21 protein-coding genes are annotated in these 20,183 nt (G+C 70.7%); 9 read left to right on the plus strand and 12 right to left on the minus strand.

From position 1 onward, the window contains the following. Positions 1 to 8 precede the first annotated feature (8 nt). The 3 genes from AC4D2F_RS01285 to AC4D2F_RS01295 form a co-directional block, all read right to left on the minus strand. The gene (locus tag AC4D2F_RS01285; RefSeq protein ID WP_490909209.1) at positions 9 to 902 is read right to left on the minus strand and encodes a glycosyltransferase family 2 protein; all 894 of its coding nucleotides are present in this window, start codon (positions 900 to 902) and stop codon (positions 9 to 11) included. A gap of 63 nt (positions 903 to 965) precedes the next feature. Further along, positions 966 to 1,754, minus strand: a complete 789-nt coding sequence (locus tag AC4D2F_RS01290; protein WP_490909210.1) for an SGNH/GDSL hydrolase family protein — start codon at positions 1,752 to 1,754, stop codon at positions 966 to 968. 110 nt (positions 1,755 to 1,864) lie between these two features. After that, positions 1,865 to 3,400: an MDR family MFS transporter gene (locus tag AC4D2F_RS01295; protein WP_490909211.1), complete on the minus strand. Its 1,536-nt coding sequence runs from the start codon at positions 3,398 to 3,400 to the stop codon at positions 1,865 to 1,867. A 103-nt stretch (positions 3,401 to 3,503) separates the two neighbouring features. Here AC4D2F_RS01295 and AC4D2F_RS01300 point away from each other — a divergent pair, with 103 nt between their 5' ends. The 3 genes from AC4D2F_RS01300 to AC4D2F_RS01310 all read left to right on the plus strand — a co-directional run bounded on the left by AC4D2F_RS01300 (position 3,504) and on the right by AC4D2F_RS01310 (position 6,285). Continuing rightward, a complete protein-coding gene (locus AC4D2F_RS01300) occupies positions 3,504 to 4,286 on the plus strand; it encodes a thioesterase family protein (protein ID WP_490909212.1) in 783 nt (260 codons plus the stop codon). A 115-nt stretch (positions 4,287 to 4,401) separates the two neighbouring features. After that, on the plus strand, positions 4,402 to 5,433 hold the full coding sequence (locus tag AC4D2F_RS01305; protein ID WP_490909213.1) for an aldo/keto reductase: 1,032 nt from the start codon (positions 4,402 to 4,404) through the stop codon (positions 5,431 to 5,433). 51 nt (positions 5,434 to 5,484) lie between these two features. Continuing rightward, positions 5,485 to 6,285, plus strand: a complete 801-nt coding sequence (locus AC4D2F_RS01310; protein ID WP_490909214.1) for a lipoate--protein ligase family protein — start codon at positions 5,485 to 5,487, stop codon at positions 6,283 to 6,285. Between the two features lie 18 nt (positions 6,286 to 6,303). Here the strand turns inward: AC4D2F_RS01310 and AC4D2F_RS01315 are convergent, their stop codons facing one another. The 3 genes from AC4D2F_RS01315 to AC4D2F_RS01325 form a co-directional block, all read right to left on the minus strand. Beyond that, positions 6,304 to 6,933 carry an MBL fold metallo-hydrolase gene (locus AC4D2F_RS01315; RefSeq protein WP_104164546.1) on the minus strand — a complete coding sequence of 210 codons (630 nt, stop codon included), beginning with the start codon at positions 6,931 to 6,933 and terminating at the stop codon, positions 6,304 to 6,306. Beyond that, the gene (locus AC4D2F_RS01320) at positions 6,933 to 8,018 is read right to left on the minus strand and encodes an S-(hydroxymethyl)mycothiol dehydrogenase (RefSeq protein ID WP_104164548.1); all 1,086 of its coding nucleotides are present in this window, start codon (positions 8,016 to 8,018) and stop codon (positions 6,933 to 6,935) included. Before AC4D2F_RS01320 ends, AC4D2F_RS01315 begins: the two co-directional genes overlap by 1 nt. A gap of 95 nt (positions 8,019 to 8,113) precedes the next feature. Further along, complete coding sequence (locus tag AC4D2F_RS01325; protein WP_104164550.1) at positions 8,114 to 8,371, minus strand: mycoredoxin; 258 nt, start codon at positions 8,369 to 8,371, stop codon at positions 8,114 to 8,116. A 176-nt stretch (positions 8,372 to 8,547) separates the two neighbouring features. Here AC4D2F_RS01325 and AC4D2F_RS01330 point away from each other — a divergent pair, with 176 nt between their 5' ends. From AC4D2F_RS01330 to pgsA, 4 genes are all read left to right on the plus strand, one after another. After that, entirely contained in the window at positions 8,548 to 8,850 is a 303-nt protein-coding gene (locus AC4D2F_RS01330; RefSeq protein WP_104164552.1) for a chorismate mutase, read from the plus strand. Between the two features lie 172 nt (positions 8,851 to 9,022). Then, complete coding sequence (gene thrS, locus AC4D2F_RS01335; RefSeq protein ID WP_490910500.1) at positions 9,023 to 11,017, plus strand: threonine--tRNA ligase; 1,995 nt, start codon at positions 9,023 to 9,025, stop codon at positions 11,015 to 11,017. After that, entirely contained in the window at positions 11,017 to 11,643 is a 627-nt protein-coding gene (locus AC4D2F_RS01340) for an HIT family protein (protein WP_490909215.1), read from the plus strand. Before thrS ends, AC4D2F_RS01340 begins: the two co-directional genes overlap by 1 nt. Further along, positions 11,643 to 12,263 carry a phosphatidylinositol phosphate synthase gene (gene pgsA, locus AC4D2F_RS01345; RefSeq protein WP_490910501.1) on the plus strand — a complete coding sequence of 207 codons (621 nt, stop codon included), beginning with the start codon at positions 11,643 to 11,645 and terminating at the stop codon, positions 12,261 to 12,263. The genes AC4D2F_RS01340 and pgsA overlap by 1 nt, the downstream gene beginning before the upstream one ends. A 131-nt stretch (positions 12,264 to 12,394) precedes the next feature. Here pgsA and AC4D2F_RS01350 read toward each other — a convergent pair whose 3' ends face one another. Next, positions 12,395 to 13,219 (minus strand): sigma-70 family RNA polymerase sigma factor, encoded by an 825-nt coding sequence (locus tag AC4D2F_RS01350; RefSeq protein ID WP_490909216.1) that lies wholly within the window; start codon positions 13,217 to 13,219, stop codon positions 12,395 to 12,397. A gap of 255 nt (positions 13,220 to 13,474) precedes the next feature. Between AC4D2F_RS01350 and AC4D2F_RS01355 the strand changes: the two genes are divergently transcribed. Together AC4D2F_RS01355 and pdxS are read left to right on the plus strand one after the other, a co-directional pair. Further along, a complete protein-coding gene (locus AC4D2F_RS01355) occupies positions 13,475 to 13,702 on the plus strand; it encodes a hypothetical protein (RefSeq protein WP_104164560.1) in 228 nt (75 codons plus the stop codon). A 35-nt stretch (positions 13,703 to 13,737) separates the two neighbouring features. Then, a complete protein-coding gene (gene pdxS, locus AC4D2F_RS01360) occupies positions 13,738 to 14,652 on the plus strand; it encodes a pyridoxal 5'-phosphate synthase lyase subunit PdxS (protein ID WP_104164562.1) in 915 nt (304 codons plus the stop codon). A gap of 77 nt (positions 14,653 to 14,729) precedes the next feature. Here pdxS and AC4D2F_RS01365 read toward each other — a convergent pair whose 3' ends face one another. From AC4D2F_RS01365 to AC4D2F_RS01385, 5 genes are all read right to left on the minus strand, one after another. Further along, positions 14,730 to 15,518 carry a GNAT family N-acetyltransferase gene (locus AC4D2F_RS01365; RefSeq protein ID WP_490909217.1) on the minus strand — a complete coding sequence of 263 codons (789 nt, stop codon included), beginning with the start codon at positions 15,516 to 15,518 and terminating at the stop codon, positions 14,730 to 14,732. Next, positions 15,472 to 17,481: a M3 family metallopeptidase gene (locus tag AC4D2F_RS01370; protein ID WP_490909218.1), complete on the minus strand. Its 2,010-nt coding sequence runs from the start codon at positions 17,479 to 17,481 to the stop codon at positions 15,472 to 15,474. Before AC4D2F_RS01370 ends, AC4D2F_RS01365 begins: the two co-directional genes overlap by 47 nt. 138 nt (positions 17,482 to 17,619) lie before the next feature. Then, positions 17,620 to 17,982, minus strand: a complete 363-nt coding sequence (locus AC4D2F_RS01375; protein ID WP_104164566.1) for a VOC family protein — start codon at positions 17,980 to 17,982, stop codon at positions 17,620 to 17,622. Positions 17,983 to 18,122: 140 nt separating this feature from the next. Next, on the minus strand, positions 18,123 to 18,893 hold the full coding sequence (locus AC4D2F_RS01380; RefSeq protein ID WP_104164568.1) for a type 1 glutamine amidotransferase: 771 nt from the start codon (positions 18,891 to 18,893) through the stop codon (positions 18,123 to 18,125). Continuing rightward, positions 18,893 to 20,164, minus strand: coding sequence for a MurT ligase domain-containing protein (locus AC4D2F_RS01385; RefSeq protein ID WP_490909219.1), 1,272 nt, complete (start codon positions 20,162 to 20,164; stop codon positions 18,893 to 18,895). Before AC4D2F_RS01385 ends, AC4D2F_RS01380 begins: the two co-directional genes overlap by 1 nt. Between the last annotated feature and the right edge of the window lie 19 nt (positions 20,165 to 20,183).

Consider the following 20,183-nt stretch of genomic DNA (forward strand, 5'->3'; position numbering starts at 1 on the left):
TGCGGGCGTCAGCGGATGTCGATGGTCCGGACGATCTTGCCGCGGAGCGCCGGCAGAAGGTGATGGATGCCCATCAGGCCGAGACCGTACCGGCGGACGCGTCGCATCGACGTCGCCACCCGCAGCCGCGGGTCGATCCGCACCGCGCCGAGGCCGAGCCGACGCGAGATCCTGACGGAGAAGTCGATGTCCTCATCGCGTTCGTCGATGGAGGTCCGCCCGATCCCGCCGGTCGCCAGATAGGCCGAGGAACGCACCGCCATGTTGTGGCCGGCGACGAAGCGCAAGTAGGCGGGGTCCAGGTGCTGCACGGCCATCATGACCCGCAGCGTCGCCAGCGCACCCGGCATGAGGAGGTCGTCGCCCCACCGGAAGTGCCCGTCCCGCAGCGGGACGCTCGTGCCGCCGACCAGCTGCACCTCCGGGTGGTGCGCGAACAGGACCCGGATGTGGCTCGTCCAGTCCGCCTCGGGCTCGCTGTCGCCGTCCGTGCGGGCCACGAGCGTGAATCCGTCCGCGATCGCGGCACGGAACCCGGTGTCGCACGCGGCGCCCGTGCCCTTCTGGCGCTCCACCAGGATCCGGACGTCGAGGCCGGGTTCGGCGGCCGCGAAGCGTTCGACGCGCTGCACGGTGTCATCGGTGGAGCCGTTGTCCACGACGTAGACCCGCAGGTCCGCGGCGTCGCGCTGCGCGCGGAGGGCGTCGAGCGTGCGGGCGATGCCGGGTTCGTTGAACACGGGGACGACGACGGCGAGGCGGTCGGTCACGAATGGGTCCTTCGGGGAAGCAGGGGTGTCGAGGATGAGTCCATCGCCGCCGGCCACGGCCGCACCGCGCCCTCGTCCCCGCCGGTCGCTGACACGCGAGGGGTCGAGTCGGACGTCGTCGTTGAAGCTCATGATCCAACCATAAGCCGACTTACCGTTGGCCGGGTCGCGGCCCGCCGGGTCCTAGCCGGCCGGCTAGGACCCGGCGGGCGGCGGCGTCCGTGCGCCGAGTACGTCTGCGGCACCCAACCGGAGGGCTCGAAGCTCATCCTCGAGGATCACCGCGGCGCGCCGATGGCCGTCAGCGGCCAGATGCACCTCGTCGGCGAGGTAGGCCTCGAGACCGTGGGTCGTCAGCCAGTCGCCCGCCGAGACGAACGGGACGCCGCGCGTCCTCGCGACGTCACTCAGAAGGGCGTCGACCTCGGTGCGCCTCCCGCCGCCGTCCTCGGCGCTGCGGCTGAGGGTGCCCACCATGACCAGCCGCGACGACGGATACGTGCGCTGGAGATCGATGATCAGGGCGTTCGCGCTTCGGAGGATGTCGCCGTCGGACACCCCCTGCGTGGCATCGTTGCCGCCACCGCCGACGACGACGAGCGCGGGATCACCGTGCGGCAGCACCCACCGGTTGCTCGTGAGGGAGTCGTGGTAGTTGGGGACGCGGGTGTACCGGGTCGAGGCGACGAAGCCCGTGCCGTTCGCCCCGGCGAACCTCACCGAGTAGCCGAGGCTGCGCAGGGCGATCTGGGGCCAGCTCCCGCGCCCTGAGGACTGGGAATCTCCGATGAGGACGGCGGTGCGCCCGATATCCGGTACAACGATCTCGCGCCGACCGGTGAAGGGATTCTTCGCGATGCTGCCGACCGCGGACGGTGTGTCGGGCGTGCTCATGACGGCCGGAGGAACCGGTCCGAGGAGGAACCCGAGTGCCACGACGAGCGACACGACGGCTGCGCGGGAAGGAAAGGTGGTTCCGCCCATCGAGCCCCCCGATCCTCGTCCTCACCGCACCTGCGGTGTCCGCGGCCCAGCCTATCGCCGGGGACCGTCGTGGTACACGGTCCCCGGCGAACCGTGGGCGATGCCGCGATCTAGTGCAGCGGAGCCGGGGCGTCGTCGGCGGTCTCGGGCTTGCGGACGAAGAACGAGGCGACGACGGCGAGCAGGAAGATGGCCGCACCGTACAGGAAGGCCGCCCGGATCCCCCCGGCGAGAGCGACGTCGGTGGCGGCACCGCTCTCCGCCAGCGACGTGCTCCGGAGTGTCATGACCGAGATGAACAGGGCGGTGCCGGCGGCACCCGCCAGTTGCTGGACCGTGCCGAAGACCGCGCTGCCGTGGGAGTAGAGCCGTGGCCGCACCGAGCCGAGGGCCGAGGTCAGGAGCGGCGTGAACATGAGCGCCAGGCCGATGCTGAGCAGGACGTGCGCGACGAGGACGAGGGGCACGGGCGTCGTCTCCGTCACCTGGGTCATGGCCCAGAAGACGGCGCTCACCAGGAACGCACCCGGGACCAGGAGGATACGGGGTCCGCGGCGGTCGTAGACGCGCCCGACGACCGGTCCGAGCAGCCCCATGGCCAGTCCGCCCGGGAGCAGGAGCAGCCCGGACTGGAAGGGGGTCAGGCCGAGGACGGACTGCGCGTAGATGGGGATCAGGATGATGGTGCCGAACAGGGCCATCATGCTGACCGCGATGGCGACGATGGAGATGGAGAAGTTCTTCGAGGTGAACACCCGCAGGTCCAGCAGGGCGGCGTCACGCCGTTGCAGGACGAGCTGGCGGGTGACGAACACCGCGAGGCCGGCCAAACCGACGACGAGGGGGACCCAGGCGGGGATCGCGCTGCCCGTGGACGCCTCACCGAGCTGGCTCAGCCCGTAGATGATGCCGCCGAAGGCGACGGCGGAGAGGACGACCGAGGGGACGTCGATGGAGGACCGCCGGGGCGTGGTCACGTTCTGCATCTTGGCCGAGCCGACGGCCAGTGCCGCGAGCGAGATCGGCAGGACCAGCCAGAACAGCCAGCGCCACTCGAGCGCGCTGAGGATGGCGCCGGAGATGGTGGGGCCGAGCGCGGGCGCGACGGAGATGACGATCGAGATGTTGCCCATCACCTTGCCCCGGGAGGCCGGCGGGACGAGCGTCATGACCGTGGTCATGAGCAGCGGCATCATGATCGCGGTGCCGCTGGCCTGCACCACCCGTCCCACCACGAGGATCTCGAAGCCCGGGGCCATGGCCGCGATGAACGTGCCGAGGCTGAACAGGCTCATCGCCGCCATGAAGACGGGTCGGGTGTTGAAGCGCTGCAGGAGGAAGCCGGTGATCGGGATGACCACGGCCATGGTGAGCATGAACGCCGTGGTCAGCCACTGGCCCGCACCCACCGTGATGCCGAGGTCGGTGACGAGGCGGGGGATCGCGACGCCCATGATCGTCTCGTTGAGGATCACCACGAACGCCGAGATGAGCAGGAGCGTGATGACCAGCTTGTCGCGGGCGGGGAGGGCGTCTGCGACGACCGCCGGTCCGTCCGGTCGGGAGGTCGGGCTGACGGCATCGGTGCGCGATGCGTCCTGGCCGGGATCGGCGTCGGTGACGCGGGACGGGGGGCTTTGGGGCATGGAAATCCTTGATGGTTGATCCGGTCAATCATCTGAACCACGACCGATCGGACTCTATTCCGGCGTGTGCCCGCTCGGGGGAGCGGACCCGTCGTCGCCTAGCATGGAGCGGGTGAATGCTTTCTACCGCGATCTCGGCAGCGGAAAATTCGAGTCGACCGTCCATGCCCAGGGCGCCTGGAACCCGCAGGAGCAGCACATGGCTCCGATCTCGGGCCTGCTCACGCAGTGCCTGCTCGAGTGCGAACCGCGCGAGGGGATGCAGCTCAGCCGGGTGAGCTTCGACATCCTCGGGATGATCCCGGGCGGCGAGTTCTACGTGACCACCGCCGTCGTCCGTCCCGGGCGGACCATCGAACTGGTCGAGGCCCGCATGGAGGCGGCGGGTCGGACGGCGATCGTCGCCCGGGCCTGGCGGCTCGGTACCCAGGACACGGCCGACGTCGCGGGCACGGAGGACCCCCGGATACCCGGCCCCGACGACGCCGGACCCCACGAGGGCATGACCGCGTGGCCGGGCGGCTTCATCAGGTCGCTCGAGGTCCGCGTGGTCCCCGGGCACCGGCCCGGGAGGGGACAGGTCTGGATGCGCAATCCCCACGCCATGGTGGAGGGCCGCCAGACCTCCGACGTCGTCCGCCTCGTCGGGATGATGGACGCCGCGAACGGGATCGCCTCCCGCGTGGCGCCGGGAGGGGACAGCTGGATCTTCCCCAATGTCGATCTGCAGATCCACCTCAACCGCATGCCGCGGGGCGAGTGGCTGGGCCTGGACACCCGCGTGACCTTCGGCGGGCACGGCGTCGGCCTGACCTCCAGCGTGGTGCACGACCTCGAGGGACCGTTCGGCCGCCTCGAGCAGATCCTCACGGTGCGCCGGCTCTGACGCGCCGGATCCGGCCCGCCGGAACGCCCCGGCCCGGCTCGGAGCTGCGGAGACCATCCGCGAGTACCCCCCCACCGACGACGGCGCCGACCGGCGCCCTGACGAAGGAGCACCCATGCAGTATCGGACACTCGGCAACAGCGGCACCTCGGTGTCGCACCTCGCCCTCGGCACGATGACCTTCGGCGCGGAAGCGGACGAGGCGACCTCCCACGCCATCCTGTCGGACTACGCCGCCGCAGGCGGCAATCTCATCGACACCGCGGACGTCTACACCGCCGGGGCGTCGGAGGAGATCATCGGGCGGTGGCTCGCGAAGAACCCCGCGGAGCGGGACCGCATGGTCCTCGCGTCCAAGGGACGGTTCCCGATGGGTGAGGACGTCAACGACCTCGGCCTGTCCCGGCGCCACCTCCGCAAGGCCCTGGACGCATCGCTGACCCGCCTCGGCGTCGACCACATCGACCTCTACCAGGTCCACTCGTGGGATCCGCTGACACCGCTCGAGGAGACCCTCGGTTTCCTCGACGAGGCCGTGGTCCAGGGCAGGATCGGCTACTACGGGTTCTCCAACTACACCGGGTGGCAGCTGACGAAGGCCGTGATGATCGCCCGGCAGCGCGGCTACTCCCTCCCCGTCACCCTGCAGCCCCAGTACTCGCTGCTCGTGCGTGAGATCGAAGCGGAGATCGTGCCGGCCGTGCTCGACGCCGGCATGGGGATGCTGCCGTGGTCACCGCTCGGCGGCGGCTGGCTGACGGGCAAGTACACGCGCGACACCGAGCCGACGGGCGCGACGCGGCTGGGCGAGAACCCGCAGCGCGGCATGGAGGCCTGGGAGCAGCGCAACGCCCAGGAGCGCACCTGGCGGATCATCGACACCGTGACCGGCATCGCCACCGAGCGCGGCGTCAGCGCCTCGCACGTAGCGCTCGCCTGGGTCGCCGCGAAGCCCGCCGTGACGTCCGTGATCCTCGGCGCCCGGACACAGGAGCAGCTGGCCGACAACCTCGCCTCCGCCGACCTCGCCCTGACGGCGGAGGAACTCGGCCGCCTGGACGAGGTCAGCGCACCCACCTTCTCCGACTACCCGTACGGCGCACCCGGCGTCGAGCAGCGCAGCCGGGCGATCGGCGGCGGCCGCTAGACCCGGCGGGCGACGGCGCGGGTCGGGGCGCCGACTGCCTACGATGGACGGATGAGCAATCCGTGGCACGGTGCAGCCGGGCTCGCACTGGTCCTCGATCCCGTGTCCGACGACGCCGCCGCCGAACTCGACCGGGGGATCGGCCTCCTCCGCGAGGTCGCCGCCGGGGACCGGCCGCCCACCCTGCGCCTCTACCGTCCGAGCCCCACCGTCGCCTTCGGGCAGCGGGACGCCCGGCTTCCGGGGTTCGGGGAGGCCGCGACCGCCGTCGCCCGGCAGGGCTTCGCGCCGCTGGTCCGGCGTGCCGGCGGGCGCGCCGCCGCCTACCACCGGGGGTGCCTCGTGGTCGACCACCTCGAACCGGCGCCCGACGCCGTGGCCGGCACCCGGGCGCGTTTCGCCGCGTTCGGCGACTTCTTCGCGGAGGTGCTCGCCGACGTCGGGCTCGACGCGCGCGTGGGCGAGGTGCCGGGGGAGTACTGCCCGGGCGAGTTCAGCGTGCACGGACGGCGGGACGGCGTCCCGGCGATCAAGCTCGTCGGGACCGCCCAGCGGGTGGTCGCGGGAGCCTGGCTCTTCTCGTCGGTGATCGTCGTCCAGGATGCGGCACCCCTGCGGGCGGTCCTGACCGACGCCTACGCCGCCCTGGGGCTCCCGTGGCTGCCGTCCACCGCGGGCGCGGCCGAGGACCTCGCCCCCGGGGTGACCGTCGATGCCGTCGAGGGTTCGCTGCTCGCCGCGTACGCCGGCGTCGTCAGCCTCGACACCCCCGGGCTCGACACTCCCGCGCTCGACACTCCCGCGCTCGACACCCCCGCGCTCAACACCCCCTCCGCGTCCGGCCCGTCCTGAAGCCGGACGCCGCGGGCGTCAGGAGCCGCGCCGGATCCACTCCTCGAGGTGCGGGGCCTCGTCGCCGATCGTGGTGCTGTCGCCGTGCCCGGTCCGGGCGATGGTCTCCGGCGGCAGGGTGAGCAGCTTCGTCCGGATGGACTCGATGATCGTCGGGAAGTCGCTGTAGGAGCGGCCCGTGGCGCCGGGCCCGCCCTGGAACAGCGTGTCGCCGGTGAAGACGGTGCCCGCCTCCTCCAGGTAGTAGCACACCGAGCCCGGGGAATGGCCCGGCGTGTGCAGCGCCCTCAGGGTCACCCCGGCCACCTCGATCGTGTCGCCGTCGCCGATCGACTGGTCGGGGCTGAGCTCGGGGAACACCATGTCCCACAGCACGCGATCGCCGTCGTGCAGGTGGATCGGCGCGTGCACGGCGTCGAACAGGTCGCCGACCGCGCGGATGTGGTCGTCGTGCGCGTGGGTGAGGAGGATGGCCCGGACCGTGCGGCCGTTGATCTGCTCCACGATCGCCGAGGCGTCGTGCGGTGCGTCGATGACCACGCACTCGTCGTCGTCCCCGACGATCCAGACGTTGTTGTCGACGTCCCAGGTGCCGCCGTCGAGCGAGAAGGTGCCCGAGGTGACGAGGTGTTCGACCCGCGCGGCCATCAGAGCTCCACCACCGAGCGGAGCACGGTGCCACCGTGCATCTTGTCGAAGGCCTCTTCCACCTGGTCGAGCCGGATGCGCTCCGTGACGAAGGCGTCCAGGTCGAGGTTGCCCTGCAGATAGTGGCTGACGAGCATGGGGAAGTCCCGGCTCGGCAGGCAGTCCCCGTACCAGGAGGACTTGAGGGCGCCGCCGCGGCCGAAGACGTCGAGGAGCGGCAGTTCGACGGTCATCTCGGGGGTGGGGACCCCGACGAGCACCACGGTCCCGGCGAGGTCGCGGGCGTAGAACGCCTGCTTGTACGTCTCGGGGCGTCCGACGGCGTCGATCACGACGTCCGCGCCGTTGCCGCCGGTCAGAGCACGGATGGCCTCCACGGGGTCCTCGTCCTTCGAGTTCAGGACGTGCGTGGCGCCGAGGCCCTTCGCGAGCTCGAGCTTCCGATCGTCGATGTCGACGGCGATGATCGTGGTGGCCCCGGCGAGCTTCGCTCCGGCGACGGCGGCGATGCCCACACCGCCGCAGCCGATGACGGCGACGGAGTCGCCGCGGGAGACGCTGCCCGTGTTGATGGCCGCACCGATCCCGGCCATGACGCCGCAGCCCAGCAGGCCCACGGCGGCGGCGTCGGCGTCCGGGTCCACCTTGGTGCACTGGCCGGCGGCGACGAGGGTCTTCTCGGCGAACGCGCCGATGCCGAGGGCCGCGGAGAGCACGGTCCCGTCCTCCAGGGTCATCTTCTGGGTCGCGTTGTGCGTGTCGAAGCAGTACTGCGGCTCACCCCGGCGGCACGCCCGGCACTCGCCGCAGACGGCACGCCAGTTCAGGATCACGCGGTCGCCCGGGGCGACGGTCGTGACGTCGTCGCCGACCGCGCTCACGACACCCGTGGCCTCGTGTCCGAGGAGGAACGGGAACTCGTCGTTGATGGCACCCTGCTTGTAGTGCAGGTCCGTGTGGCAGACGCCGCAGGTGATGATGTCGACGAGAGCCTCGCCGGGCCCGGGATCGGGGACGAGGATGGTCTCGATGGTGGCGGGGGCGTCCTTCGCCCGCACCACGACCCCCTGAACTGTGTGCACCATGTGTTGCTGTCCTTCCGCTGGTGGGCGGCGGCCGGGTGACCGACCTGCCGCTCCCAGCATATGGCGGACGGCGCGGGGGCGCGGGGGCCGCAGACCTAGGCGGAGATCCTTGCCCTGACCTCGGCGACCGACGGGTTGGTGGCAGTGCTGCCGTCGGGGAAGATCACCGTCGGTACGGTCTGGTTGCCGCCGTTCAGGGACGCCACGAGGTCGGCGGTCCCCTCGACCTCCTCGATGTTGATCTCGGTGTAGCCGATACCCTGCGCGGCGAGCTGCGACTTCAGGCGACGGCAGTACCCGCACCACGTGGTGGAGAACATGGTGATGGATCCTGCTTCGGGCGTGTAGTCCACGGTGCTCCTCGTCTGTGCGAGCGGATCTCCCGCGCGCAGGTGGTGGGTGGGTGCGGGCCCGGTTGCTCCCGCACCGTCGTCAACGCGTGATCGTGCCTGCCCATTCCTGCTGCTCGTTCCTCCCGGCAGGGCTCCCGGCCCATTGCCGCCGGAGCCCGCGCGGGTAGGCTTCCGGCATGGCTGAAACAGAGGAAGAACCGAGCGTGAAGCAACTGGCCGCCGTCCGCGTGGCCATCAACGAGGTGGACGAGCAGATCGTGTCCCTCATCTCCCGCCGTGAGCGGCTCGTCCGGCGGGCCGGTGCCCTCAAGCGGGACGACGCCTCCGTCCGCGCGCCGGCCCGGGTGGAACAGGTCATCACGAACGTGCGCGGCTACGCGTCGAAGCAGGGCGTCGACCCGGCCGTCGTCGAACAGACGTACCGCGCCATGATCGAGGCGTTCATCGACTACGAGCTGCGGGTGCGGCGGGAGCAGTAGCGCACGCCCGGGTGACGCTCCCGCCGTCGTCCCGCGCGGGCTGGTTGGTCGGCCCTCCGCCCACCCGATACGATCAGCACGGCGGTCCCGGGGCTCACCGGGTGCCGTCACGCCCTGTCGGGCGCCCCCGTTCCCTGCACCAAGGAGACCCTCCGTGTCAGCGCCCCAGCCCATGAAACTCGTCGTCGACGGCGAAGAGAAGCAGGCGACGACGGGCACCACCGGCACGGAGCTGTTCTCCGAGCGGCGCGACGTCGTCGTCATGCGGGTCGACGGCGCCCTGATGGACCTCGACCAGGAACTGCCCGACGGCGCCGCCGTGGAAGGCGTGACGCTCGAGGACCCCGCGGGGCTCGAGGTACTCCGCCATTCCGCCGCGCACGTCATGGCGCAGGCGGTGCAGCAGCTTCGCCCCGGGGCCACACTGGGCATCGGCCCGCACATCACGGACGGCTTCTACTTCGACTTCGACGTCGAGGAGCCGTTCACGCCCGACGAGCTCAAGCAGCTCGAGAAGATGATGCTGAAGATCGTCAACGCCAACCAGCGCTTCGTCCGGCGGGTCGTGTCCGAGGACGAGGCCCGTGAGGCGATGAAGGACGAGCCGTACAAGCTCGAGCTGATCGGGCTGAAGGGCGGCGCCACGGACGAGGACGGCGCCTCCGTGGAGGTCGGCGCCGGCGAGCTGACCGTCTACGACAACGTGGACCGCAAGTCCGGCGACGTGGTGTGGAAGGACCTGTGCCGCGGTCCGCACCTGCCCAACACGAAACTCATCTCCAACGCGTACTCGCTCACCCGGTCGGCGGCCGCCTACTGGCGCGGCAGCGAGAAGAACAAGCAGCTGCAGCGGATCTACGGCACCGCGTGGCCCACCAAGGACGCCCTCAAGGCCTACCAGGAACGGCTGGCCGAAGCCGAGCGGCGCGACCACCGGCGTCTCGGCACGGAGCTCGACCTGTTCTCCTTCCCGGACGAGCTGGGCTCCGGCCTGCCCGTGTTCCACCCCAAGGGCGGCATCATCCGCAAGGCGATGGAGGACTACTCCCGCCAGCGCCACACCGACGCCGGATACGAGTTCGTCTACACGCCCCACATCACGAAGGGCCACCTCTACGAGGTCTCCGGGCACCTCGACTGGTACCGGGACGGCATGTTCCCGGCCATGCACGTCGACGAGGAGCTGAACGAGGACGGCACGGTGCGCAAGCCCGGCCAGGACTACTACCTCAAGCCGATGAACTGCCCCATGCACAACCTGGTCTTCCGGTCCCGCGGGCGCTCCTACCGCGAACTGCCGCTGCGGCTGTTCGAATTCGGCTCGGTGTACCGCTACGAGAAGTCCGGCGTGGTGCACGGCCTGACGCGCGTGCGGGGCATGACCCAGGACGACGCGCACATCTACTGCACGCGCGAGCAGATGAAGGACGAGCTCACCGGGACGCTGAACTTCGTGCTGGGCCTGCTCAAGGACTACGGCCTGGACGACTTCTACCTGGAGCTCTCCACGCGCAACCCCGAGAAGTCGGTCGGCTCGGAGGAGATCTGGGACGAGGCCACCCGCACCCTCGCCGAGGTCGCCGAGGCATCGGGCCTGGAGCTCGTCCCCGATCCCGGGGGAGCGGCGTTCTACGGCCCGAAGATCTCCGTCCAGGCGCGCGACGCCATCGGCCGGACCTGGCAGATGTCCACCATCCAGCTGGACTTCAACCTGCCCGAGCGCTTCGAGCTCGAGTACCAGGCGGCGGACGGCTCCAGACAGCGCCCCGTCATGATCCACCGGGCCCTGTTCGGCTCGATCGAGCGTTTCATGGGCGTGCTCACCGAGCACTACGCCGGAGCGTTCCCCGCCTGGCTGGCACCGGTGCAGGTGCTCGCCGTCCCCGTGGCGGAAGCGTTCAACGACTACCTGTTCGACGTCGTCGACAAGCTCAGGGCCGAGGGGATCCGCGCGCAGGTGGACGCCGGCTCCGACCGCTTCCCGAAGAAGATCCGGACGGCGAGCAAGGAGAAGGTGCCGTTCGTCCTCATCGCGGGAGGCGAGGACCAGGAGGCGAACGCGGTCTCCTTCCGCTTCCGCGACGGGAGCCAGGACAACCAGGTGCCGGTCGACGAGGCCGTCCGCCGGATCGTGGAGGCGGTTCGCAGCAGGGAGGCGACGGTCTGATGGCCGACGCCGACAGTCCGGACACGTCCTCCCTCGGACAGCCGGCGGCTGGCTACCCGGGTGACCGGGAGGTCACCGACGGGTTCGAACTCGCCGGCGTGCCCGACGCCTTCCAGCGGCTGTGGACCCCGCACCGCCTCGCCTACATCAAGGGCGGGCAGGAGCAGGTGACGACGGAGGAGTCGTGTCCGTTCTGCCGTGCACCGCACCTGGGCGACGAGGACGCCCTGATCGTCCATCGCGGCACGCACGCCTTCGTGCTGCTGAACCTCTTCCCCTACAACGCCGGGCACCTCCTGGTCTGCCCGTACCGGCACGTGCCCGACTACACGGACATCGACGACGCCGAGACCGCGGAGATCGCCGCCCTCACCCAGACGGCCATGCGCGTGCTGCGCCGGGTCTCCAACCCCTCCGGCTTCAACCTCGGCATGAACCAGGGCGTCACGGGCGGTGCCGGGATCGCCGCCCACCTGCACCAGCATGTGGTGCCGCGCTGGGGCGGGGACGGCAACTTCCTGCCGATCATCGCGCAGACCAAGGCCATCACGCAGACGCTCGGCGACGTGCGCGAGCAGGTCGCCGCGGCGTGGGCCGCAGGCGACCCCGCCGGATCGGCCTCCTGATGCTCAACAAGTACGCGCGGGGGTTCTTCACCCGGCTCTTCACGCCCCTGGCGCGGCTGCTCCTGAAGTGGGGAGTGACGCCCGACGCCGTGACCATCGCGGGGACCATCGGCGTGGCCGGCGGCGCGCTGGTGTTCTACCCGCTCGGACAGCTGTTCTGGGGCACGGTCTTCATCACGCTGTTCGTGTTCTCCGACGTGATCGACGGCATCATGGCCAGGATCAAGGGCCATGGCGGCCTCTGGGGCAACTTCCTCGACTCCACCCTCGACCGCATCGCCGACGGCGCACTCTTCGCCGGCGTCGCCATCTGGTTCTTCACCGGCGGACAGAACACGGCCATCGCGATCGCGGCCCTCGCCTGCCTCGTGCTCGGCATGATCGTCTCCTACGCGCGGGCCAAGGCGGAATCGCTCGGGTTCACCGCGAACGTCGGACTGGCCGAGCGCGCCGAGCGCCTCGTCTCCGTCCTCGTGGTCACCGGGCTCACGGGGCTCGGACTGCCCGAGGGTTTCCTGCTCGCGGTGCTCGTGATCCTCGCCGCAGCGAGCCTCGTCACGATCTACCAGCGGGTCAGCACCGTCCGGCGGCAGTCCCGCGAGGCCCGGCCGGCCTCCTGAGCGTGGTCGCTCGCCGGTGAGGCGGGTCCGGCGGCGTCCTTCGTCCACGTGCGGCGGGTCCCGGTCGCCAGGACCCACCACACCTGCACCATCGGGCCACCCGAGCGGGCCGGGTCGGCGCCGCTCCCGCCTCAGGACGCGGAGGCGAGGGCCGGCCGCGCCCCGGTGAACGCGACCGCGTGATCGCGCAGGGGCGTCAACGCCGTGCCCAGGGCCGAGAGGTATTCGGCGCGCCGCTTCGGGGCCACCCTGGAGGTCGGGACGGGGGCCGCGCCCGGGGTGTCGGAGTAGTGCGTCGCGAGCCCGTCGTGCAGCAGCCGGAGCGCCTCGGACTTCTGCTGCGACACGGCCGAGTGCGTGGTGCCGAGTTCGGCTGCGACGTCGGTCACCGAACGGCCCTCGAAGAAGACCTGCTCAATGATGTGCCGCATGCGCACGGGAAGGTGGACCACGGCGGCACGCAGGTGGCGGATCTGCTCGTCGGCGAGGAGCGAGGCCTCGGGAAGCTGGTCGAGCGACGGGACGAGGTCGAGCACCGTCTCGTCGAGCACGTGCACGGAGCGGGAGGCGTCGTCGAGCGCCGAGAGGACCTCCTGGCGGCTGACGCCGAGCGTCATGGCGAGCTCGTCGGTCGTCGGCCTGCGCCCGAGGGAGGCCGCGAGGGCGTCCTGCGCGCCCAGGGTGTCGCCGATCCGCCGTCGGACGGACCGTGGCGCCCAGTCGTTGGACCGCATCTCGTCCGCGAAGGCGCCGGTGATGCGGCGCCGGGCGTAGGCCCCGAACGGCACACCGAGCGTGGGATCGAAGGAGTCCGCCGAGGTGATGAGCGCGATCGCGCCGACGGACGCCAGGTCCTCCCGCGAGAGATGCGTGGCGCGGGCGCACAAGGAAGAGACGAGATACCCGACCAGAGGCAGGTTGTCGACGATGAGTTTTTCACGGTCCCGTGAATGCATGAGCAAGCTCCCCAGCTGCTTAGTCGCATTGCTGCCCGTAGCGGCAGGTGTCGTGATGAAGCTATCAGCGGCCTCCCGGGCGCATGGGGCCCTTAGGCCAATCCTGCTCAAAGGCTGAGCTTTGCCTGCTTACATCGGCAAAACTGCGGGCCGCGGTCGTGGGTCCCGGCCGCCGGCCGCGATGATTCGGCGACGTCGGACCCGTCTAAGGAGCAACCGAGAGCACCACGGCGCACCATGAGGGAAGGACACCCGATGCCGCACATCCCGGCATTCCTGCCGCCCGATCTGCACATCGTCTCGCAGGCGGAGCTGCTCCTCCTCGAGCGGGGAGCCACGGCCCGGGAAGGACGGTCGCCCGGCGGGGGCGCCGGGCCGTCCTCGCCGTGGCCGGAGGAGCCCCTCGACCGTCTGCTGGACGAACTCGAGCGTCGTGACCTGGTGGCGGGCGGCCGAGTGGCAGGTGCAGGACGCGTATCATGAAGTGTCAGCTTTTATCTACCTTTTAGGGGCAAGTTGTGTCCACCGTTGAAGGAAACTCGGCACCCGCAGCACAGACCGGTGGAAACCGGGTGAAGCGCGGCATGGCCGAAATGCTCAAGGGCGGCGTCATCATGGATGTCGTCACCGCCGAGCAGGCCCGCATCGCCGAGGATGCCGGTGCCGTCGCGGTCATGGCGCTCGAGCGGGTGCCCGCGGACATCCGCGCCCAGGGCGGCGTCTCCCGCATGAGCGACCCCGACATGATCGACAGCATCATCGCGGCCGTCTCCATCCCGGTCATGGCCAAGGCGAGGATCGGCCACTTCGTCGAGGCGCAGGTCCTGCAGTCCCTCGGCGTCGACTACATCGACGAGTCCGAAGTCCTGACGCCCGCCGACTTCACCAACCACATCGACAAGTGGAAGTTCACGATCCCCTTCGTGTGCGGTGCCACCAACCTCGGCGAGGCGCTGCGGCGAATCAACGAGGGCGCTGCCATGATCCGGTCGAAGGGCGAGGCCGGCACCGGCGACGTCTCGAACGCCACGATGCACATGCGCAAGATCCGCTCCGAGATCAACCGCCTGTCCTCGATGGCCGAGGACGAGCTGTACGTGGCCGCGAAGGAGCTGCAGGCCCCGTACGAGCTCGTGAAGGACGTCGCCGCCGCAGGCCGCCTGCCGGTCGTGCTCTTCACCGCGGGCGGCATCGCGACCCCCGCGGACGCTGCCATGATGATGCAGCTCGGCGCGGACGGCGTCTTCGTGGGCTCCGGCATCTTCAAGTCGGGCAACCCCGCCGAGCGCGCCAACGCCATCGTCCAGGCGACGACGTTCCACGATGACCCCGACATGATCGCCAAGGTCTCCCGTGGCCTCGGCGAAGCCATGGTGGGTATCAACGTCGACGAGATCCCCCAGCCGCACCGCCTGGCGGAACGCGGCTGGTAGTCCCAGCCGGGTGACAGGGAGGGTCGCAGCCACGGCTGCGGCCCTTCCGTGTTCCCGGGCGATCCGGCCGCGCCGGGTCAGAGCCCCAGGACGTAGGTCTTCCCCCGACCGAGCAGCGTAAATCCCCGCCGCGAGAAGAACTCGTAGCCCGGCGGCGTCGCGTTGACGGCGAGGTCCACCGCCCCGGCCTCGCCCGCGGCGCGGGCCACGGCGCTGAGCAACGCCGTGGCAACCCCCCGCCGCTGGTAGGCGGGGAGGACCTCGAGCTGGTGGATGCCACCGAGACCGTTCAGCCCGGCGACCCCGGCCGGGTAGAACGCGTACGCGGCCCCCGAGATGTTCCCGTGCTCACGATCGCGCGTCACGGCGTGCCAGGCCTGGCGGGGCTGGGCGCCGACCACCCGCAGTTCCTGCTGCAGCGGCCCCGAGTAGTCGGGCACCTCGGTGGTGAGGGCCGCGGCGTCGTCCCCGGGGGCGACGACGGCGGCGACGGGCGCCGTCATCCACCACGGCTGCCAGCTCGGGCTGAATCCGAGGCCGCCGAGCTCGGCGCCGTCCACCGCGCCGTTGAGCCAGACCCGCACGGAGGACGCGCCGAGCCGGGTGCCCTCGGCCAGGGCGGGCCGGACGGCGTGGGCGCGGACCGTCCCGGGGAACATCATCATGAGCTCCCGCCGCGCCGGCAGCCACACCCAGGTGGCACCGTGCGTGGAGAACGTCCTGCCGCCCGTCGCCGTCGCGAGCGCCGCGTACCAGGCGGACTGCAGCCGCTGGCACGCGGCGATGCTCACCACGCCCGACCGCCGGCGGGAGGTCGCCTCATGCGAGGCCGCGGCGGACGAGCAGGGGCTGGAGGTCCGCGTCACGCCCCCGGAACCTGCGGAACGCCTCCAGCGGGTCGATGCTGTTGCCCCGCGCAAGGAGTTCACGCCGGAAGTGGTCGCCGTTCTCCCGGGTGAGGCCGCCCGAGGACTTGAACCACTCCACGGTGTCGGCGTCGAGCATCTCGCTCCAGATGTACGCGTAGTAGGACGCCGCATACCCGCCGGCGAAGATGTGCTTGAAGTAGGAGGTGCGGTACCGGGGCGGGACCGGGGCGAAGTCGATGCCGGCGTCCGCGAGCGCCGACGCCTCGAAGGCCAGCGGATCCTCGATCACCGTGCCGGCCGGGAGGGAGTGCCACGCGAGGTCCAGCAGCGTCGCGCCGAGGTACGCGGTGGTCTCGAAGCCCTCGCCCCAGGCGCCGGCCGCGTGGATGCGGTCGATGACCTCCTGGGGAAGTGCCTCGCCCGTCTCGTGGTGACGCGCGTAGTGCGCGACGATCTCGGGCCACAGGATCCACATCTCGTTGACCTGGGACGGGTACTCGACGAAGTCGCGCGGCACGGACGTCCCGGCGAAGAGCGGGTAGGTGACGTCCGAGAACAGGCCGTGCAGGGCGTGGCCGAACTCGTGGAAGGTGGTGACCACCTGGTCGTAGGAGAGCAGCGTGGGCTCACCGGCGCCCGGCGTCGAGATGTTCAGGTTGTTGATGACCACCGCCTGCGTGCCCTCGAGCCGTGACTGGTCCATGAAGGAGTTCATCCAGGCGCCGCCGCTCTTGGTGTCGCGCGTGTAGAAGTCGCCGAGGAACAGTCCGAGCCCGGACCCGTCCTCGTTGAAGACCTCCCATACGCGCACGTCGGGGTGGTAGCCCAGGAGGTCGGGGCGCTCCGTGAACGTCAGGCCGTAGAGGCGGTTCGCCGCGTAGAAGACGCCGTCGTGCAGCACGCGCTCGAGTTCGAAGTAGGGGCGCAGGGCGTCCAGGTCGACGTCGAACTTCGCCTTCCGCACCTTCGCGGCGTAGTAGGCCCAGTCCCACGGCTCGATGCCGTGGCCGGCCTCCGCCTCGAGTTCCGCGGCCTCGGCGCGGGCGTTGCGGACCGCCGGCGCCGCGAGTTCCCGCATGCGGTCGAGGATCGCCTCCAGCGACGGCGCCGTCTGGCTATCGGTCGCCGCGGCGGCGTGCGTGTCGAAGCCGAGGAGGGCGGCGCGCTCGGCGCGGAGCGCGGCCATGCGCGTGGCGACGTCGAGGGTGTCCGCCTCGTTGCCGCGGGCTCCCCGGGTCACGGAGGCCTCGTGCAGGCGACGGCGTACCTCGCGGTTCGTGAGCTGCTCCAACGCGGGCTGCGCGGTGGGCAGGATGAGGGTCAGGAGGTATTTCCCCTCGTGGCCGGCGTCCGCCGCCGCGGTCGCCGCAGCGGAGATCGCGTCGGGGGAGAGCCCGTCGAGTTCCTCGGCGGTATCGAGCAGCAGCGCGGAGTCGTTCGTGTCCTTGAGCAGCTTCTGCGAGAACTCGGTGCTCAGCGCCGACAGCTCCGCGTTCAGCCGGCGCAGCGTGGCCTGCGCGTCGTCGTCGAGCTCCGCTCCCGCACGCACGAAACCGCGGAGGTACTCCTCCACGAGGCGCGCCGACTCGGGGTCGAGGCCGTCGACGGGCACCTGCCGGATGCGCTCGAACAGGGCGCGGTTGAGCTTGATGTTGTCCTCGTGCTCCGCGAGTCGGGGGGCGATCTGCTGCTCGAGTTCCTGGACGGCCTTGGTGGCGTGGCTGACGGAGTTGCTGAAGAAGACCCGCGAGACGCGGTCCAGGGTGCTGCCCGCGCGCTCGAGGGCGATGAGCGTGTTCTCGAAGGAGGCCGGCTCCCCGGAGCCCGTGATGCGATCGATCTCGGCGAGGTGCTCGGCGAAACCGGCGTCGAAGGCCGGCAGGTAGTGCTCGTCCCGGATGGCCGCGAACGGTGGCAGCTGGTAGTCGAGGGTACTGGGCTCAAGGAAAGGGTTGCTCATGGGAACCAACTTTGGCACGTTGTTGCACGTGCGCGCACCACCCCCGACCTCGTGGCACGTGCCTGACCGCGATCCCGCCGGTGCGGGGCCCCTCGCCTCGATCGCCGCATCCGCGCCGGTACTGGTCCGGCGCTGCGCTCAGCCTCCGACCGGGGGAGAGTAGAGCTGGAGGTCGTTGCCCTCGCTGTCCTTGAACGGCAGGATCCGCCCCCAGGGGTACTCGCTGATCTCACCCTCGATGGACGCGCCACCCTGCGACGAGATGCGCTCCAGCTCGTCCTCGATGGAGCCCTCGGGCTCGAAGCTGATGACGGCGCCGCCGCCGCGCCCGCCGTGGGTGTTCTCGCGGGCGTTGAGGCCGATCGTCAGCCCGCCGGCGTCCACCGTCGACCAGTCCGCCTGCTCCATGGTGACGCTCAGTCCCAGGGTGTCCCGGTAGAAGGCGAGGGCCCTCCCCATGTCCTCGACGGGCACCCAGACGGTTGCTACTCCCTTAGCCATGACGCTCCTTCCGCGGACCCGTGCGGGATCCGGTGGGGTGGCGGGCCCCGGCCGGGACCCGTCCCTGAGAACGCTACCGGTAGGACTCCCCGGCCGGCCGGGATGCCGGCGCCTCTTGACGCACCGGCCGGTGTGCTGTCCTACCGGGGCCGGGCGCCGGCGTGCTGCCGGGCGAGGTCCGCGAGGGAGTCGTCGAGCCCGGCGTCGTCGAACGCACCGAACTTCCGCTCGGCTGCGGTCCGCAGGAGGAAGTCGGCGATCATCGGGTTCTTGGGCAGCAGTGACCCGTGCAGGTAGCTCGCGACGATGTTCCGGTAGCGGGCGCCCTCGTGCTTCTCCTCGGCGTTGTTGCCGGAGCCCTTGACCACGGTCGCCAGGGGCCTCAACCCGCTGCCGAGGAACGTCTGCCCGCTGTGGTTTTCGTAGCCGTGGATCTCGCCGAACTCCTCGCTCGTGGCCACGACGTTCCCGATCAGCCGCTCGGAGCCGCCGCGGGTCTCGAGGTCGAGCACCCCGATGCCGGGGATGACGGTGCCCTCGTACGTCCGGAAGCTGTTGCCGAAGAGCTGGTAGAGCCCGCAGATGAGGAGCATCGGTGTGCCGTCCTCGGCGAGCTCCCGCAGCCGGGGAGCGATGGCCTGGAGGTCCTCCTGGATGACCACCTGGCCGCTGTCCTGGCCGCCGCCGCCGACGATGATGTCGACGTCGTCCGGGAACGGGTCGCCCGCGTTGTGCTCGAGGATCTCGGCGCCGTAGCCGCGCCAGGCCAGGCGCTGCTTCAGGACGAGGACGTTGCCGTAGTCGCCGTAGATGTTCATCTCGCGCGGGTACAGCTGCAGGACGCGCAGCGATCCCTTCTGCGGATCGGTGGGCGCCCCGGTGAGGGCGGCAGCGGATGGGGCGTCACTCATCAGGAGACCACCTCGACCTTCGTGATCTTGGACAGCTCGCGGCGCACCGCGAGCATGGCGGTATAGGTGCAGAAGATGCGCTTCGGACGCCCCGCGGAGCCCCGGATGAACTGCCGGAGCGCCTCGGTGGTGTCGGGCTCGACGGCGCCGACGCGGACGTCGTCGTACTTCAGGCGCAGCGCCATGTCGAAGGCGCGGACGCCGCTGACGACGTCCACCCCGCCGAGGCCCAGCGAGTCGAAGTCGACGTCCCACAGCCAGGACATGTCGCGTCCGTCGGCGTAGTTGTCGTTGATGGCGATCATCGTCGCGCAGCCGGCGGGGTCGAAGGACTTCAGGCCCAGGCGGAATCCGCTCGGGTTCTTGACCAGCACCAGTTCGAGGGCCTGGCCGTCGACGACGAGGCTCTCGCCCCGGCCGAACGCCGGTTCGACGGCGGCGAGGGAGGAGAACAGCCGGTCGCCGTCTGCACGGCCGCCGAGGACCGCGCGGGCCGCCGCGAGGGCCGCCGCGGCGTTGAAGATGTTGTAGACGCCGCGGAGCCGCAGGTCGGTGTGCGTCGTCGTGCCCTCCACCTCGAAGCCCGCCGCGTTGCCGTCCACGGACGCGAGGACGACGTCGGCGGGGAGGGCCGCGGCCGGCGCGGTCCCCGCGGCGCCGCGCAGTTCGTCGTCGTTCGGGAAGGTGCTCCTGAGCGAGGCGTCGAGGCCGAAGTAGACGACGTCGGCCGCCGTGATCGACGACGCCAGGCCGGCGACGCGCGGATCCTCGCGGTTCAGCACGACCGTCTCCGTGGTGGCGAGTGCGATCCGCTCGAGCAGGCGCGTGGTCGCATCGATCTCCCCGAACCGGTCGAGCTGGTCGCGGAGGACGTTCAGCAGCAGGGAGTACCGCGGCGGGACGAGCTTCACGAAGTGGACGGCGTGGGCCTCGTCCAGCTCCAGGACGGCGACGTCGGCCCTGAGGCGTCCGCGCCAGTCGACCTCGCCGAGCAGGGCCGCCGCGACGCCGCGCGTGAAGTTGCTGCCCGTGCGGTTGGTGAACACCTTCAGGCCCTGGCCCTCGAGCAGTTCCACCACCATCTTGGTGGTGGTCGTCTTGCCGTTCGTGCCGCTGACGACGACGACGCCGCGGGGGAGGGTGGACAGGGCGCGGCCCATGAAGCCGGGATCGAGGCGCTCGACCACGAGGCCGGGGAAGGCGGAGCCGCCGCCGCGCAGGCGGGAGGCGAAGCGCGCAGCCTTACCCACGAGGACTGGAAGGGGATTCATGCCTCCAAATTATCGCAGG

This window comes from Arthrobacter sp. TJ-263, assembly GCF_058269155.1.